Source organism: Streptomyces sp. NPDC044704 (genome assembly GCF_056433525.1).
On the sequence record NZ_JBWKGY010000006.1, the window covers coordinates 404,101 to 420,484 of the forward strand.

At 70.7% G+C, this 16,384-nt stretch carries 12 protein-coding genes; 7 read left to right on the forward strand and 5 right to left on the reverse strand.

All coding sequences use genetic code 11. The features are described 5' to 3' along the window. The first annotated feature begins 127 nt into the window (after positions 1-127). Together nirB and nirD are read left to right on the forward strand one after the other, a co-directional pair. Positions 128-2,653, forward strand: coding sequence for a nitrite reductase large subunit NirB (gene nirB / locus AC07B0_RS18640; RefSeq protein WP_469380837.1), 2,526 nt, complete (start codon positions 128-130; stop codon positions 2,651-2,653). Further along, entirely contained in the window at positions 2,650-2,982 is a 333-nt protein-coding gene (nirD, locus tag AC07B0_RS18645; protein ID WP_356874096.1) for a nitrite reductase small subunit NirD, read from the forward strand. Before nirB ends, nirD begins: the two co-directional genes overlap by 4 nt. 12 nt (positions 2,983-2,994) lie before the next feature. On the opposite strand, the gene AC07B0_RS18650 is transcribed toward nirD, so the two are convergent. Beyond that, positions 2,995-3,411: a VOC family protein gene (locus AC07B0_RS18650; RefSeq protein WP_467298256.1), complete on the reverse strand. Its 417-nt coding sequence runs from the start codon at positions 3,409-3,411 to the stop codon at positions 2,995-2,997. A gap of 417 nt (positions 3,412-3,828) precedes the next feature. Here AC07B0_RS18650 and AC07B0_RS18655 point away from each other — a divergent pair, with 417 nt between their 5' ends. Beyond that, positions 3,829-4,989, forward strand: coding sequence for an alkaline phosphatase PhoX (locus AC07B0_RS18655; RefSeq protein ID WP_356874092.1), 1,161 nt, complete (start codon positions 3,829-3,831; stop codon positions 4,987-4,989). A gap of 77 nt (positions 4,990-5,066) precedes the next feature. On the opposite strand, the gene AC07B0_RS18660 is transcribed toward AC07B0_RS18655, so the two are convergent. The 3 genes from AC07B0_RS18660 to dusB all read right to left on the reverse strand — a co-directional run bounded on the left by AC07B0_RS18660 (position 5,067) and on the right by dusB (position 10,730). Beyond that, complete coding sequence (locus AC07B0_RS18660) at positions 5,067-6,092, reverse strand: ArsR/SmtB family transcription factor (protein WP_356874090.1); 1,026 nt, start codon at positions 6,090-6,092, stop codon at positions 5,067-5,069. A gap of 402 nt (positions 6,093-6,494) precedes the next feature. Continuing rightward, positions 6,495-9,203: a pyruvate, phosphate dikinase gene (ppdK, locus tag AC07B0_RS18665; protein WP_356874088.1), complete on the reverse strand. Its 2,709-nt coding sequence runs from the start codon at positions 9,201-9,203 to the stop codon at positions 6,495-6,497. Between the two features lie 366 nt (positions 9,204-9,569). After that, a complete protein-coding gene (gene dusB / locus AC07B0_RS18670) occupies positions 9,570-10,730 on the reverse strand; it encodes a tRNA dihydrouridine synthase DusB (protein WP_356874086.1) in 1,161 nt (386 codons plus the stop codon). A gap of 34 nt (positions 10,731-10,764) precedes the next feature. Between dusB and AC07B0_RS18675 the strand changes: the two genes are divergently transcribed. From AC07B0_RS18675 to AC07B0_RS18690, 4 genes are all read left to right on the forward strand, one after another. Continuing rightward, complete coding sequence (locus AC07B0_RS18675) at positions 10,765-12,216, forward strand: MFS transporter (protein ID WP_356874084.1); 1,452 nt, start codon at positions 10,765-10,767, stop codon at positions 12,214-12,216. Between the two features lie 127 nt (positions 12,217-12,343). After that, positions 12,344-13,384 carry an aldo/keto reductase gene (locus AC07B0_RS18680; RefSeq protein WP_469380829.1) on the forward strand — a complete coding sequence of 347 codons (1,041 nt, stop codon included), beginning with the start codon at positions 12,344-12,346 and terminating at the stop codon, positions 13,382-13,384. 21 nt (positions 13,385-13,405) lie between these two features. Further along, entirely contained in the window at positions 13,406-13,999 is a 594-nt protein-coding gene (locus AC07B0_RS18685) for a TetR/AcrR family transcriptional regulator (RefSeq protein ID WP_356874080.1), read from the forward strand. A gap of 140 nt (positions 14,000-14,139) precedes the next feature. Then, positions 14,140-14,856: a VC0807 family protein gene (locus AC07B0_RS18690; RefSeq protein ID WP_469380825.1), complete on the forward strand. Its 717-nt coding sequence runs from the start codon at positions 14,140-14,142 to the stop codon at positions 14,854-14,856. Positions 14,857-14,944: 88 nt separating this feature from the next. Here AC07B0_RS18690 and AC07B0_RS18695 read toward each other — a convergent pair whose 3' ends face one another. Beyond that, complete coding sequence (locus tag AC07B0_RS18695) at positions 14,945-16,327, reverse strand: glycine--tRNA ligase (protein ID WP_356874076.1); 1,383 nt, start codon at positions 16,325-16,327, stop codon at positions 14,945-14,947. Positions 16,328-16,384: the final 57 nt, after the last annotated feature.

Genomic DNA, 16,384 nt, shown 5'->3' on the forward strand with positions numbered 1-16,384 from the left:
CACGCTCGTGCCATGACCTCGGAGCAGCGTGTGGCGGTGATCGGCGGAGGGCTGGCGAGCCGGTACGAGGGCGACGAGTCCCCGCACGAACTGTTCCGCCCGCTCACCGACGACGGAGGCCACTGACATGACCGAGCCCCTGCCCGCGATCGTGCTCATCGGGCACGGCATGGTCGGCCAGCGCTACCTGGAGGCGCTCGCCGAACGCGGCGCCACCGCCACGCACCGGATCACCGTGCTGTGCGAGGAGCCCCGGCCCGCGTACGACCGCGTCCACCTGACCTCGTACTTCTCCGGGTCGAGCGCCGAGGACCTCTCCCTGACGCCGGCCGGGTTCCTCCGGGACAACGGCATCGAGCTGCACCTCGGCGACCCGGCCGAGCGCATCGACCGCGCGGCCCGCACCGTGACCTCCCGCTCCGGGCGGGTCTTCCCGTACGACGTGCTCGTCCTGGCCACCGGCAGCTACCCCTTCGTGCCGCCCGTCCCGGGCAAGGACGCCCCCGGCTGCTTCGTCTACCGCACCATCGAGGACCTCCTCGCGATCGAGGAGTACGCGAGGACCCGGACCAGCGGAGCCGTCGTCGGCGGCGGCCTCCTCGGGCTGGAGGCGGCCGGCGCCCTGAAGGGGCTGGGGCTCGCCACCCGCATCGTGGAGTTCGCGCCGCGCCTGATGCCCGTGCAGGTCGACGAGGGCGGCGGCGCCGCCCTGCTGCGCACCGTCGAGTCCATGGGCCTGACCGTGCACACGGGCGTCGGCACCCAGGAGGTGCTCACCGGCGAGGACGGCTCCGTCAGCGGAATGCGGCTCTCCGACGGCTCCACGGTCGACACCGGCCTGGTCGTCTTCTCCGCCGGGGTCCGCCCCCGCGACCAGCTCGCCCGCGAGGCCCTCCTCGACGTCGGCGAACGCGGCGGCATCGCCGTCGACTCCCGCTGCCGCACCTCCGACCCGCGCGTCTACGCGATCGGCGAGTGCGCGCTGGCCTGCGACGGCCGGGTGTACGGACTGGTCGCGCCCGGCTACGAGATGGCGGAGACCGCCGCCGAGGACCTCCTGGGCCGCGAGAAGGAGTTCACGGGCGCCGACCTCTCCACGAAGCTCAAGCTGCTCGGCGTGGACGTGGCCTCCTTCGGCGACGCCCACGGCAGCGCCCCCGGCAGCCTCGACGTCGTCTGGTCGGACTCCCGCTCCGGCGTCTACAAGAAGCTGGTGGTCTCCCCCGAGGGGGTCCTGCTCGGCGGGGTCCTGGTGGGGGACGCCGACGCGTACGGCCTGCTGCGCCCGCTCACCGGCAGCGTGCCGCCCGTCGCCCCCGAGCAGCTGGTGCTGCCCGCCGGTCTCGGCCCCGCGGCCCAGCTCGGCCCGTCGGCGCTCCCCGACAGTGCGGTGGTCTGCTCCTGCCACAACGTCACGAAGCAGGCCATCACCGCCTGCGCGACGCTGCCCGAGGTGAAGAAGTGCACCAAGGCGGGCACCGGCTGCGGCAGTTGCGTCAAGGTGATCGGGCAGCTGCTGCCGGCCGCCGCCGAGAAGGGGCTGTGCGGCTGTTTCCCGTACACCCGGGCCGAGCTCTACGAGATCGTCCGCACCCGCCGGCTGGTCTCGTACGAGGAGATCCTGGACGGCCACGGCCGGCCGGAGGCGCGCGGCGGTGACGGCTGCGAGGTCTGCAAGCCCACCGTCGGCTCGATCATCGCCTCGCTCGCCCCCGCGCTCGGCGCCAGCGGGTACGTCCTGGACGGAGAGCAGGCCGCGCTCCAGGACACCAACGACCACTTCCTCGCGAACCTCCAGCGCAACGGCTCGTACTCGGTCGTCCCGCGCATCCCGGGCGGCGAGATCACCCCCGACAAGCTGATCGTGATCGGCGAGGTGGCGCGCGACTTCGGCCTCTACACGAAGATCACCGGCGGGCAGCGCATCGACCTGTTCGGCGCGAGCGTCGACCAGCTGCCGCGGATCTGGGCCCGGCTCGTCGACGCCGGTTTCGAGTCCGGGCACGCGTACGGGAAGGCCCTGCGGACCGTGAAGTCCTGCGTGGGGCAGACCTGGTGCCGCTACGGGGTCCAGGACAGCGTGCGGATGGCCATCGACCTGGAGCTGCGCTACCGGGGCCTGCGCGCCCCGCACAAGCTGAAGTCGGCGGTCTCGGGGTGCGCCCGCGAGTGCGCGGAAGCGCAGAGCAAGGACTTCGGGGTCATCGCGACGGCGAGCGGCTGGAACCTCTACGTCGGCGGCAACGGCGGGGCCACCCCGCGCCACGCGGACCTCCTCGCCCAGGACCTGTCTGACGCCGAACTGGTCCGGCTGATCGACCGGTTCCTGATGTTCTACATCCGCACCGCCGACCGGCTGGAGCGGACCTCCACCTGGCTGGACCGGCTGGAGGGCGGGCTGTCCCACCTGCGGGACGTGATCGTGCACGACTCGCTCGGGCTGTGCGCCGAGCTGGAGTCGCTGATGGCCGCGCACGTGGCGCACTACCGGGACGAATGGGCCGAGACGCTCCGGGATCCGGAGCGGCTGAGCCGGTTCGTGTCGTTCGTCAACGCCCCCGGCGCCCCGGACCCGACCGTGAAGTTCGTCCCCGAACGCGACCAGGTCAAGCCCGACCTGGCCGTCCTGACCATAGGAGGAGCCGTCCGATGACCGTCGAACTGCGGGTGGCCGAAGGCTGGCTGACGGTGTGCGAACTGTCCGCGCTGGTCCCCGGGCGCGGGGTCGCGGCCCTGCTGCCCGACGGGAGCCAGGCCGCGGTGTTCGTCGACCGCTCGGGGCGCCCGTACGCCATCGGCAACCGGGACCCCTTCACCGGGGCGCACGTGCTGTCGCGGGGTCTGGTGGGCTGCGAGGCGGGGCGGCCGTTCGTGGCCTCGCCGCTGCTGAAGCAGCGCTTCGACCTGGAGTCGGGCCGCTGCCTGGACGACGGGGAGGTGGCGGTCCGGACCTACCCGGTGCGGACCGCCGCGACCTCGTGAGCGGTGCGGTGCTCAGCCCTGGACGGCGGCCGGGTCCATCCACATGATCTCCCAGGTGTGGCCGTCGAGGTCGTCGAAGGCCCGCCCGTACATGAAGCCGTGGTCCTGGGCCGGGCGGGGCTCGGTGGCCCCGGCCGCCACGGCCCCGTCGACGAGCTCGTCGACCGCGGTGCGGCTCGGGGAGCTCAGACACAGCAGCACCTCGGAGGTGCGGGTCGCGTCGGCGATCTCCTTGTGGGTGAAGTCCTTGTAGCGGGCCTCGGTCAGCAGCATCGCGACGATCGTGTCGCTGATCACCATGGAGGCGCAGTTCTCGTCGCTGAACTGGGCGTTGAAGGAGTAGCCGAGCTTCCCCCAGAAGGCCTTGCTGGCGTCCAGGTCCTTGACCGGCAGGTTGACGAAGATCATGGTGGGGGCGGTGGCCGACATCTCGGTCCCTCTTCTCTCGTGTGGTCCCGCAGCGCCGTTCCGTGCGGTTCGAGAGGTAGACGGGGGCCGCCGGGCAAACTCATCGGCGCCCGGCGAAGTTTTTTCGAAGATTCCGGCCGCTTCACGAAACCGCAGGTCAGAGCGCTGACCCGGCCGCCCCGCCCCGCGTTCCGGCCCGGGCGCGCCTTCCGCCGTTTCCGCCCGGGTCGGGCGGCTCCGGGGGCCGCGGGGCCGCCGCGGGGCGCCGCGGAGGGAACGGCCGGGTGTACGGAAGTCGCCGCCGGAGGATTGACCGCGTGCCGGTCGCTCCTGCGTCATGAGGAATTGACGTCACGTCAACTCGACGCCTCTAGGTTCCTCGACGCATGCGACCTCGCGCCCGACCGGACGCGGGGCCTTCCTCCCACAGGAGTGACCGTGGAACGTCGTACCTTCCTGCGCGGTGCTGTCATCGGTTCGTCCGCCGCCGCCTTCGGGGGCACGTTGATGCGGGGCGCCGCCTACGCGGCACCCGCCCAGCCCGGCGCCGGCCCCTACGGGGCGCTCGGCGCGGCCGACGCGAACGGCATCATGCTGCCCGCCGGGTTCACCAGCCGGGTGATCGCCCGCTCCGGCCAGACCGTCTCCGGCACCTCGTACACCTGGCACAGCGCCCCCGACGGCGGTGCCTGCTTCCCCGACGGCACCGGCTGGATCTACGTGTCCAACTCGGAGGTCAACCCGTCCGGCGGGGCCGGCGCGGTGAAGTTCAACTCCTCCGGCACCGTCACCGGCGCCTACCGGATCCTGTCGAACACCCGCCAGAACTGCGCGGGCGGCAAGACCCCCTGGAACACCTGGCTGTCGTGCGAGGAGGTGGACCGCGGCTTCGTCTACGAGACGGACCCGTACGGGATCACCGCCTCCGTCCAGCGCCCCGCGATGGGCCGCTTCAAGCACGAGGCGGCCGCCGCCGACCCCGTGCGCAAGGTGGTCTACCTGACCGAGGACGAGACGAACGGCTGCTTCTACCGGTTCGTCCCCACCACCTGGGGCGACCTGTCCTCCGGCACCCTCCAGGTCCTCAAGGCCGGCACGGCCTCCTCGGGCTCCTTCACCTGGGCCAACGTGCCCGACCCGGACGGCTCGCCGACGGTCACCCGCAGCCAGGTCTCGGGGTCGAAGAAGTTCAACGGCGGCGAGGGCTGCCACTACGCGAACGACACCGTCTGGTTCACCACCAAGGGCGACAACCGGGTCTGGCAGCTCAACCTCGCCACCAGCACGTACGAGCTGGCCTACGACGACTCCCTCGTCCCCGGCGGCGCGGCCCCGCTGACGGGGGTCGACAACGTGACCGGGTCCTCGTACGGCGACCTGTACGTCGCCGAGGACGGCGGCACCATGGAGATCTGCGTGATCACCCCGGACGACGTGGTGGCCCCGTTCCTGCGGATCACCGGCCAGTCCTCCTCGGAGATCACCGGCCCGGCCTTCTCCCCCGCCGGCAACCGCCTGTACTTCAGCAGCCAGCGCGGCACGACCGGCAGCTCCGCCAACGGCATCACCTACGAGGTGACGGGCCCCTTCCGGACCTGACGCCCCCGCCCGGGCCCTCCGCGGGGCTCCCGGGCCGAAGGGCGCGCCGCCGGCGCCCCGGAGGCGCGGGAGCCCCGTCAGGAGGCCACGGCGCCGCCCTTGAGGAGGGCCGCGCCCAGCGGGGTCACCGTGTGCAGGACCGCGTTGCCGTGGCGCAGGGTGGTGACCAGGCCCGCTTCGCGCATGACGCAGGCGTGCTGGCTCGCCGAGGCCAGGGAGACCCCGGCCCGGCGGGCCAGTTCGCTGGTGGTGGCCCCGTCCCCTATGGCCCGCAGCACCACCGACCGGGTGTGGCCCACCAGCTTGCCCAGGGTGCGCTGGCGCTGTTCCTCCGGCCGGGCGGACTCGCCCCCGCCCGAGGCGGAGGCCAGCTGGGCGGCGGCCGGGTAGACCAGCACCGGCGGCAGCTCCGGGTCGTGCAGGGTCACGGCGGTGCGCCGGCAGAAGAAGGACGGCTGGAGCAGCAGCCCGCGCCCGCGCAGCCGTACGTCCCGGTCCACGGGGTACTCGCATTCCAGGACGGGCGCCCGCCAGCGCAGCATCGGCGGCAGTGAGGCGAGGAGTTCGTCCGCGCCGCCGTCGAGCAGGGCCCGTCCGCGTGCGGCCCGCTCGGCCTCGATCTGGGCCTGGATGTGCGTCCAGTAGGGCTCCACGGCCGCCCGGTGGTATCCGCGCAGTTCGTTCAGCAGCCGGGGCATGTGTTTGGTGCCGCCGTCCATGAACTCCCGCAGCCGTGTCGGCGGCGGCGTCCCGAAGGCGGCGCCGAAGCCCGCTCCGGCGCCCGCGCCGACGAGGGACAGCTCGCGCCGCAGCCGTTCGGGGCGCAGCCCGCGCAGCGCGTCGAGGCCGACGTCCCAGCCGTACTGTCCCTCGGCGGGCGTCAGGAAATCCGGGAAATAGCCGCGCGCCGGTATCAAGGCACCGAGCAGCCTTGTTTCACTATTCAACCGGCTACGGGTTTCCGTCCGCCATTCGCCGAAGAGCCGGGCATCGCGCCGGTCTCTTAAGCGATGAAAACTAAGAATCGTTTCCCACAACGCATCGGGACGCCCTGCCATCCGTACGCGTGCCAGGTCCACTCCAGTGAAATGGATACGAAGCACCGAACCCCCAGCTGTGCAACCGCAATCCCCCCGCCCCATGAGTATGCATGCCGTCACACGTGGTCACCACGCCCTTTCGGCCACAGTTGAAACCCCTTTCGGCAGGGGCGTGACAAGCGAAATCCTGTACTCCGCCAGGCACACTCCGGTGCGACCGAAACGCTCCGTGAAGGCCGTGGGGGGCTTTGCGGGGCCTGGCGGTCGGTCGCACAGGGAAGCGCCGACGTGCCTGGCAGATAGGCGCCAGGCGGCGGACGGGTGGGGATCCGTCCGCCGCCTGGCGCCGTAAAACTTTGTTGAATACTTTGCGGAACGGGACCTTCGAATAGAAGGACGCGCCCGCCCCGGGCAGTCAGGGAACCCGGGGAGGGCGCGGTCTCGGGGGCCGGTGACGGCCCGGGATCAGCGGCTGTCGGAGCCCTTCGACTCGGCGGCCGCGCGGCCCGCCTCCAGGCGCGCCACCGGGATCCGGAAGGGCGAGCAGGAGACGTAGTCGAGGCCGACCTCGTGGAAGAAGTGCACCGACTCCGGGTCGCCGCCGTGCTCGCCGCAGATGCCGAGCTTGAGGTCCGGGCGGGTGGCCCGGCCGGCCTGGACGGCGCTGCGGACGAGGGCGCCGACGCCGTCCTTGTCGATGGTCTCGAACGGCGAGACCCCGAAGATGCCCTTCTCCAGGTACGCGGTGAAGAAGCTGGCCTCGACGTCGTCGCGGGAGAAGCCCCACACCGTCTGGGTCAGGTCGTTCGTGCCGAAGGAGAAGAACTGCGCGGCCTCGGCGATCTGGCCGGCGGTCAGCGCGGCGCGCGGCAGCTCGATCATCGTGCCGATCGTCAGCTTGAGGTTCGTGCCGGTGGCGGCCTCGACCTCGGCGATGACCTGGTCGGCCTCGTCGCGGACGATCTCCAGCTCCTGCACGGTGCCGACGAGCGGGACCATGATCTCGGCGCGCGGGTCGCCCTTGGCGTTCTTGCGCTCGGCCGCGGCCTCGGCGATCGCCCGGACCTGCATCTTGAACAGCCCGGGGATGACCAGGCCGAGGCGGACGCCGCGCAGACCCAGCATCGGGTTCTGCTCGTGCAGCTTGTGCACGGCCTGGAGCAGGCGCAGGTCGTTCTCGTTGGCGTCCTTGCGGGACTCGGCGAGGGCGACGCGCACCGACAGCTCGGTGATGTCGGGCAGGAACTCGTGCAGCGGCGGGTCGAGCAGGCGGACCGTGACGGGCAGGCCGTCCATCGCCTCGAACAGCTCGACGAAGTCCTTCTTCTGCAGCGGCAGGAGGGCACTGAGTGCCGCCTCGCGCTCTTCGTCGGTGTCCGCGAGGATCAGCCGCTCCACCAGTTCGCGGCGCTCGCCGAGGAACATGTGCTCGGTGCGGCACAGGCCGATGCCCTGGGCGCCGAAGCGGCGGGCGCGCAGCGCGTCCTCGGCGTTGTCGGCGTTGGCGCGCACCCGCAGGCGGCGGACGCGGTCCGCGTACGCCATGATCCGGTGCACGGCGGCGACGAGCTCGTCGGCGTCGTCGGCGCCGGCGTGCATGCGGCCCTCGAAGTACTCGACGACCGGGGACGGTACGACGGGTACCTCACCGAGGTAGACCTTGCCGGTGGAGCCGTCGATGGAGACGACGTCGCCCTCTTCGATGACCGTCTCGCCGACCGTCATGCGGCGGCGCTTGGTGTCGACGTCGAGTTCCTCGGCGCCGCAGACGCAGGTCTTGCCCATGCCGCGGGCGACGACGGCGGCGTGCGAGGTCTTGCCGCCGCGCGAGGTCAGGATGCCCTCGGAGGCGATCATGCCGTCGAGGTCGTCGGGGTTGGTCTCGCGGCGGATCAGGATGACCTTCTCGCCGGAGCGGGACCACTTGACGGCCGTGTAGGAGTCGAAGACGGCCTTGCCGACGGCCGCGCCCGGGGAGGCGGCGATGCCGCGGCCCAGCAGGGTCGTCTTGGCGTCCTCGTCGAACCGCGGGAACATCAGCTGCGCCAGCTGGTGCCCGGTGACGCGCTGGAGGGCCTCCGCCTCGTCGATGAGGCCCTGGTCGACGAGCTGGGTGGCGATGCGGAACGCGGCGCCGGCGGTGCGCTTGCCGACGCGGGTCTGGAGCATCCACAGCTGGCCGCGCTCGATGGTGAACTCGATGTCGCAGAGATCCTTGTAGTGGGTCTCCAGCGTCTCCATGATCGTCATGAGCTGGTCGTACGAGGCCTTGTCGATGGCCTCCAGGTCCGCGAGCGGCACGGTGTTGCGGATGCCCGCGACGACGTCCTCGCCCTGGGCGTTCTGCAGGTAGTCGCCGTAGACGCCCTGGTGGCCGCTGGCGGGGTCGCGGGTGAAGGCGACGCCGGTGCCGGAGTCGGGGCCGAGGTTGCCGAAGACCATGGAACAGATGTTGACGGCGGTGCCCAGGTCGCCGGGGATGCGCTCCTGGCGGCGGTAGAGCTTGGCGCGGTCGGTGTTCCAGGAGTTGAAGACGGCCTCGACGGCGAGGTCCATCTGCTCGCGGGCGTCCTGCGGGAACTCGCGGCCGGCCTCCTTCGCGACGATCTTCTTGAAGCCCTTGACCAGCTTCTTGAGGTCGGCGGCGTCGAGGTCGGTGTCGACGGTGACCTTCTTGGCGGCCTTGGCGTCGTCGAGGGCGTCCTCGAAAAGCTCGCCCTCGACCCCGAGGACGGTCTTGCCGAACATCTGGATGAGGCGGCGGTAGGAGTCCCACGCGAAGCGCTCGTCACCGGACTGCGCGGCGAGACCGGCGACCGACTCGTCCGAGAGGCCGATGTTGAGGACGGTGTCCATCATGCCGGGCATCGAGAACTTGGCGCCGGAACGCACGGAGACCAGCAGCGGGTCGTCCGACTGGCCGAGCTTCTTGCCCATCTGCGCCTCGAGGGCGGCAAGGTGTGCGCTGACCTCGTCGCGCAGCTCGGCCGGAGCCTCGCCGCTTTCGAGGTAGACCTTGCAGGCCTCGGTGGTGATGGTGAAGCCGGGAGGGACGGGGAGACCCAGGTTGGTCATCTCGGCGAGGTTGGCCCCCTTGCCGCCGAGAAGGTCCTTGAGGTCCCGGTTTCCCTCGGTGAAGTCGTAGACGAACTTCTGATCTTTGTTTTCCGACACGGGTCTCGACTCCTCGAGGACTCGGGTGGCTGCCCTGACGGCCAGGAACATACCCAGATCGAAGGCTTATGGGTACGTCCACTTGGTCGTCATGCGGCTGTAACCACCCGTGCGCCAGCAGATCGAAAGTAACTCATCGGTAGTCAGAGGGCGCCTAGATCGTTCACCTCCCGAAGACAGAGGGCCCTACAGAGGCTAGATCACGCTCGGATGAGCGATCATCGATACATTTGCGTTCAAGTCTTGAACGCACAAAGGGTGGCACCCAGTGCCACCCTTTGGAAGTCTTACCCGTGACCTTTCTGCTCATCTGAGCGAAACCTCTCCCATGCGTGGCGTATATCACGCGACACGGAGGGCGATTTGTCAGCCTCCGGAAGTGTCCAGCTCCGCGTCCTCGCTCACACCCGCGCAGTCGTACGGATCCTTCAGCCAGCCCTCAGGCAGGACAACTCGGTTGTTTCCGGACGTCCGGCCCCGGGGACCGTCCGCGCTCTCAGGCCACGACTGATCCAGATCGAGCTCGCTCAGATGAGCGTCCAGTTCGTCCAGGGAGGAGGTGACCGCCAGCTTCTGGCGCATCTCGGAGCCGACCGCGAAGCCCTTGAGGTACCAGGCCACGTGCTTACGGAAGTCGATCACCCCGCGCGCCTCGTCACCGATCCACTCCCCCAGCAGCTGCGCGTGGCGGTGCATGGTGGCCGCGACCTCGCGCAGGGCCGGCTTGTGGAAGTCCTCGGGACGGCCCTCGAAGGCCGCGACCAGGTCGTTGAACAGCCACGGCCGCCCCAGACAGCCGCGCCCGACCACGACGCCGTCGCAGCCGGTCTCGCGGACCATGCGCAGCGCGTCCTCGGCGCACCAGATGTCGCCGTTGCCGAGGACCGGGATCTCCGGCACGTGCTCCTTGAGCCGCGCGATCGCGTCCCAGTCCGCGGTGCCGCCGTAGTGCTGGGCGGTGGTGCGGCCGTGCAGGGCTATGGCGGTGACGCCCTCCTCCACGGCGATCCGGCCCGCGTCGAGGTACGTGAGGTGCTCGTCGTTGATGCCCTTGCGCATCTTCATGGTCACCGGCAGGCCGCCGGCGCCCGCGACGGCCTCGCGCAGGATGGCGCGCAGCAGGTTCCGCTTGTACGGGAGGGCCGAGCCGCCGCCCTTGCGCGTCACCTTGGGGACCGGGCAGCCGAAGTTCAGGTCGATGTGATCGGCGCGGTCCTCCTCGACGATCATCCGGACGGCCTTGCCGACCGTCGCGGGATCCACCCCGTACAGCTGGATCGAGCGGGGCTTCTCCGTCTCGTCGAAGTGGATCAGCTGCATGGTCTTGTCGTTGCGCTCGACCAGGGCGCGCGTCGTGATCATCTCGCTCACGAACAGCCCCTTGCCACCGGAGAACTCGCGGCAGAGCGTACGGAAGGGGGCGTTGGTGATGCCTGCCATCGGCGCGAGCACCACCGGGGGCTGCACGGTGTGCGGGCCGATCGCGAGGGGCGGGGGAAGCGTGGTCATCCGCCCATTGTCCCGCATGCCGGGTCGCGGGTGCGGACGTACGATCGGCCCCATGATCGAGCCGAGTCACCGGCAACGCACGCTCGTCCTGGCGGTCTGCTGCATCAGCCTGCTGATCGTCAGCCTCGACAACACCGTCCTGAACGTGGCGCTCCCCTCGATGCGCCAGGACCTGGGCGCCTCCGTCGCCGGCATGCAGTGGACCATCGACGCCTACACCCTCGTGATGGCCTCGCTGCTGATGCTCGCCGGCTCCACCGCCGACCGGATCGGGCGCCGCAAGGTGTTCGTCGCCGGTCTGATCCTGTTCACCCTGGGCTCCCTGCTGTGTTCGCTCGCCCCCGGCCTCGGCTGGCTCATCACCTTCCGGATGGTCCAGGCCGTCGGCGCCGCGATGCTCAACCCCGTCGCCATCTCGATCATCACCAACACCTTCACCGATCCGGCCGAGCGGGCCCGGGCCATCGGCATCTGGGGTGCGGTCGCCGGCCTCTCCATGGCGGCGGGCCCCGTGATCGGCGGCGTGCTGGTGGACTCGGTGGGCTGGCGGTCCATCTTCTGGGTGAACCTGCCGATCGGCCTCGTGGCCCTCTGGCTGACCCTGCGGCACGTCCCCGACTCCCGGGCCGCGCACGCGCGCCGGCCGGACCCGGTGGGGCAGCTGCTGATCATGGGCCTGCTGGGCTCGGTGACGTACGGGATCATCGAGGCTCCGGCCGCCGGCCTGCGCTCCCCCCTGATCCTGGGCTGCGCCGTGGTGGCCGTCGCCTCGCTGGTGGGGCTGCTGCTGTACGAGCCCCGGCGCGAGGAGCCCCTGATCGACCTGCGGTTCTTCCGCAGTGCCCCCTTCAGCGGGGCGACCGTGTGCGCCGTCAGCGCCTTCGCCGCGCTGTCCGGGTTCCTGTTCCTGAACACCCTGTACCTCCAGGACGTACGGGGGCTCAGCGCCCTGCACGCCGGGCTGTACATGGTGCCGATGGCCGGGCTGACCCTCCTGTTCGCGCCGCTGTCGGGGCGGCTGACCGGCAGCCGGGGGCCGCGGCTCCCGCTGCTGATCGCGGGGGGCGCGATGGGGGCAAGCGGGCTGCTGTTCGCGGCCTTCTCGGCGGAGACCTCCACGCCCCTGATGTTCGCCGGGTTCATGCTCTTCGGCCTGGGCTTCGGCATGGTCAACGCCCCGATCACCAATACGGCCGTGTCCGGCATGCCGCGCTCCCAGGCCGGGGTGGCCGCCGCTGTGGCCGCGACCAGCCGGCAGACCGGCGGGACGCTCGGGGTCGCGGTGATCGGCGCCGTGCTGGCCGCCGGGACGGCCGGTGGCGGGGAGTTCACGGCGGCGGCCCGGCCCGCCTGGTGGATCATCACGGTCTGCGGGCTGCTCGTCCTGGTCGTCGGCGCCGCCACCAACGGCCGCTGGGCCCGCGAGACCGCCCTGCGCACCGCCGAGGCCCTGGAGCCCGGCCCGCCCGGACACGGCACCCCCGTCGGCGCCCCGCGCCCGTAACCGCCTGCCCCCCCTGTCCCCTGACCCCTGTCCCCTCCCCCGCTTCCCGTCCGTGCCGGCGGGCGCACGGCCACACTGACGGGTGACAGATATTGAAATCTGTCACCCGTCATGCCATTCTCGTTTCATGACCACGAACCAGAGCACCCCGAACCGCCCTCGCACGCTCGGCACGACCGGCCCCGCCGTCTTCCCGCTGGGACTGGGCTGCATGGGCATGTCCGCCCTCTACGGCGAGGCCGACCGCGCCGAGTCGATCGCCACCCTCCACGCCTACCTCGAAGCCGTCCCCGAGGGCACGGACGCCCTGCTCGACACCGGCGACTTCTACGGGATGGGCCACAACGAGCTCCTCATCAACGAAGCCCTGCGCACGGCTCCCGCCGCGGCCCGGGACCGGGCCCTGACCAGCGTCAAGTTCGGCGCCCTGCGGACGGTCGAGGGCGGCTTCTCCGGGTACGACGGCCGGCCGGAGGCCGTCCGGAACTTCCTCGCCTACTCCCTCCAGCGGCTCGGCCGGGACCACGTCGACGTCTACCGGATCGCCCGCGTGGACCCGGACGTGCCGATCGAGGAGACGGTCGGGGCGATCTCCGAGGCCGTCCAGGCCGGTCACGTCCGGCACATCGGCCTGTCCGAGGTCGGCGCGGACACCCTGCGCCGGGCCGCCGCGGTGGCCCCGATCTCCGACCTCCAGATCGAGTACTCGCTGATCTCCCGGGGCGTCGAGGCGGAGATCCTGCCGGCCGCCCGCGAGCTCGGCATCGGCGTCACGGCGTACGGGGTGCTGTCCCGGGGTCTGATCAGCGGCCACTTCACCCGTGAGCGGGAACTGGCCCCGGGCGACTTCCGGGGCATGAGCCCCCGCTTCCAGGGCGACAACCTGGACCGCAACCTCGACCTGGTCGAGGCCCTGCGCAAGGTCGCCGAGGAGAAGGGCGTGAGCGTCGCCCAGATCGCGATCGCCTGGGTGCTCTCGCGCGGCGAGGACATCGTGCCGCTGATCGGCGCCCGCCGCCGGGACCGGCTGGACGAGGCACTGGGTGCCATGCGGGTGGAGCTGAGCGGGGCCGACCTCGCGGCCATCGAAGAGGCCGTACCCGCGGGGGCCGCGGCGGGCGAGCGGTACCCGGCGGCGCAGATGGCCCACCTCGACAGCGAGCACTGAAGCGGCTGTACGGTCGTACCCATGCCCCCCGCTGCCGCCGAGCCCCTGACCCCCGAGCGCATCCTCGAAACCACCGAGGAGGTGCTGCGCCGCTTCGGCCCCACCAAGGCGACCGTGGTCGACGTGGCGCGCGCCCTGGGAGTCAGCCACGGCAGCGTGTACCGGCACTTCCCCTCGAAGGCGGCGCTGCGCGAGGCGGTGACGGACCGGTGGCTGTCCAAGAGCGTCGTGATGCTGGAGAAGATCGCCTCGGCTCCTGCCGAGCCCGCCCCCTCGAAGCTGGAGGCGTGGCTGGAGGCGCTCTTCGAGGCCAAGCGGCACAAGGCCGGTGACGACCCCGAACTGTTCGCGACCTACACGGTGCTGCTCGCCGAGAACAGCGGCACGGTCGACGCCCACCTCACCGAGCTGATCGACCAGCTGGCCGGGATCATCGCCGAGGGCGTCGAGGCCGGCACCCTGGCCGCGCCGGACGTACCGGCCGCCGCCCGCGCGGTCTTCCACGCCACCGGCCGTTTCCACGACCCGCAGTACGCGGCGGACTGGCTCTCCCCGACGATCCTCACGGAGTTCGAGGCGGTCACCGCGCTCGTCATCCGGGGCCTGCGCGCCTGAGGGCCGCCCTCCGGGCAAGTTGTCCGGAATTCGATGGTCCGGACAGCTTGACGATCATTTTGGGCACGCTTGCCTTGTCCATGCCATGACCCCTGCCTACGGTCCCCTGTACCGCACGTCACGGCACAACGAGGGGAACCATGCCCGCCCAAGTAGCACGACCCGCAGCGCCCGCCCGGTCCGGTGCCGCCACCGCCCTCGGCTGGATCCTGACCATCCTGCTCAACGTGGTCGCGCCGATCCTCACGTACAACATCCTGACCGGGGACCGGGGCTGGAGCCAGTTCTCGGCCCTGCTGCTCAGCAGCGCGTGGCCCGTGCTCGACAGCGCGATCCACATCGCCTGGCGTCGCAAGCTCGACGAATTCGCCGTGGTCACCCTGGTGTTCATCGTCATCACCGCGGTGACCTCCCTCGTCGGCGGCCACTCGGCCCGGACCCTGCTGATCAAGGACTCGGCCGTGACGGGGCTGTTCGGGCTGCTCTGCCTGGCGACCCTGGCCGCCTCGCGCCCGCTGATGTTCTACTTCGGCCGGAAGTTCGCCACCGACGGCACGCCCGAGAGCACCGCCTGGTGGAACGGCCTGTGGGAGTACGAGGGCTTCCGGACCACCATGCGCCGCATGACCCTGGTCTGGGGCGTGGCCTACGTCGTCGAGTCGCTGATCCGCGTCGTCCTGGCGTACCTCGTGGACACCAAGACCATGGTGGCCGTCAGCCCCGTCATGGTCTACGGGGTATTGGCCGGCCTCGGCTTCTGGACGGCCTGGTACGGCAAGCGCTCCCAGGCCGAGGGCGAGCGGCGTGCGGCCGAGGCGGCGGCCGCCGAGGAGAAGGACGCGGCCAACGCCGCGTAGGGGCGGTACACGACGGTGGCCCGGTGCGCGGATCGCGCACCGGGCCACCGGTCGTTTCAAGCCGTTCCGGGCAGGACCCGGAGCGGGGTCAGCAGCCGAGCAGACGGCTGCCGAGGTAGCTCTGGATCTGGTCCAGGGAGACGCGCTCCTGCTTCATGGTGTCGCGCTCGCGCACGGTCACCGCGTTGTCGTCCAGGGTGTCGAAGTCGACGGTGATGCAGAACGGCGTACCGATCTCGTCCTGGCGGCGGTAGCGGCGGCCGATGGCGCCCGCGTCGTCGAACTCGATGTTCCAGTTCTTGCGCAGGTCGGCGGCGAGGCCCTTGGCCTTCGGCGAGAGCTGCGCGTTGCGGGACAGCGGCAGGACGGCGACCTTGATCGGAGCCAGGCGCGGGTCGAAGCGCATCACGGTGCGCTTCTCCATGACGCCCTTGGCGTTCGGGGCCTCGTCCTCGTTGAACGCGTCGAGCATGAAGGCGAGCATGGCGCGGTTCACGCCGGCCGCGGGCTCGATGACGTACGGGGTGTAGCGCTCACCGGCCTCCTGGTCGAAGTAGGAGAGGTCCTGGCCGGAGGCGGCGGAGTGGGCCTTGAGGTCGAAGTCGGTGCGGTTGGCCACGCCCTCGAGCTCGGAGAACTCGTTGCCGCCGAAGTTGAAGCGGTACTCGATGTCGGCGGTGCGCTTCGAGTAGTGGGACAGCTTCTCCTTCGGGTGCTCGTACCAGCGGATGTTCTCCTCGCGGATGCCGAGGTCGCGGTACCAGTTCCACCGCTCGGCCATCCAGTACTCCTGCCACTGCTCGTCCTCGCCCGGCTTGACGAAGAACTCCATCTCCATCTGCTCGAACTCGCGGGTGCGGAAGATGAAGTTGCCCGGCGTGATCTCGTTGCGGAAGGACTTGCCCATCTGCGCGATGCCGAAGGGGGGCTTCTTGCGCGAAGTGGTCTGCACCTGGGCGAAGTTGGTGAAGATGCCCTGGGCGGTCTCGGGCCGCAGGAACGCCTTGGAACCGGTGTCCTGGGTCGGGCCGAGGTGGGTCTCCAGCATGCCGGAGAACTGCTTGGGCTCGGTGAACTGGCCCTTCACACCGCAGTGGGGGCAGTTGATGTCGGCAAGACCGTTGGCGGGCACGCGGCCGTGCTTGGCCTCGTACGCCTCTTCCAGGTGGTCCGCGCGGTGACGCTTGTGACAGGCGGTGCACTCGGTCAGCGGGTCCGAGAAGGTCGCGACGTGGCCGGAGGCCACCCAGACCTCGGGGGCCAGGATGACGGAGGAGTCGATACCGACGATGTCCTCACGCCCGGTGACCATGGCCTTCCACCACTGACGCTTGATGTTCTCCTTGAGCTCGACACCGAGCGGGCCGTAGTCCCAGGCAGCCCTGGAGCCGCCGTAGATCTCACTGCACGGGAAAACGAAGCCACGGCGCTTGCTCAGGCTGACGATGGTTTCGATCTTGTCGGCGGCCACGGTGCTCTCTTCATTACGAGGACGAACGGCGAAGGCTTCAGGTTACCGGCGCCCGCA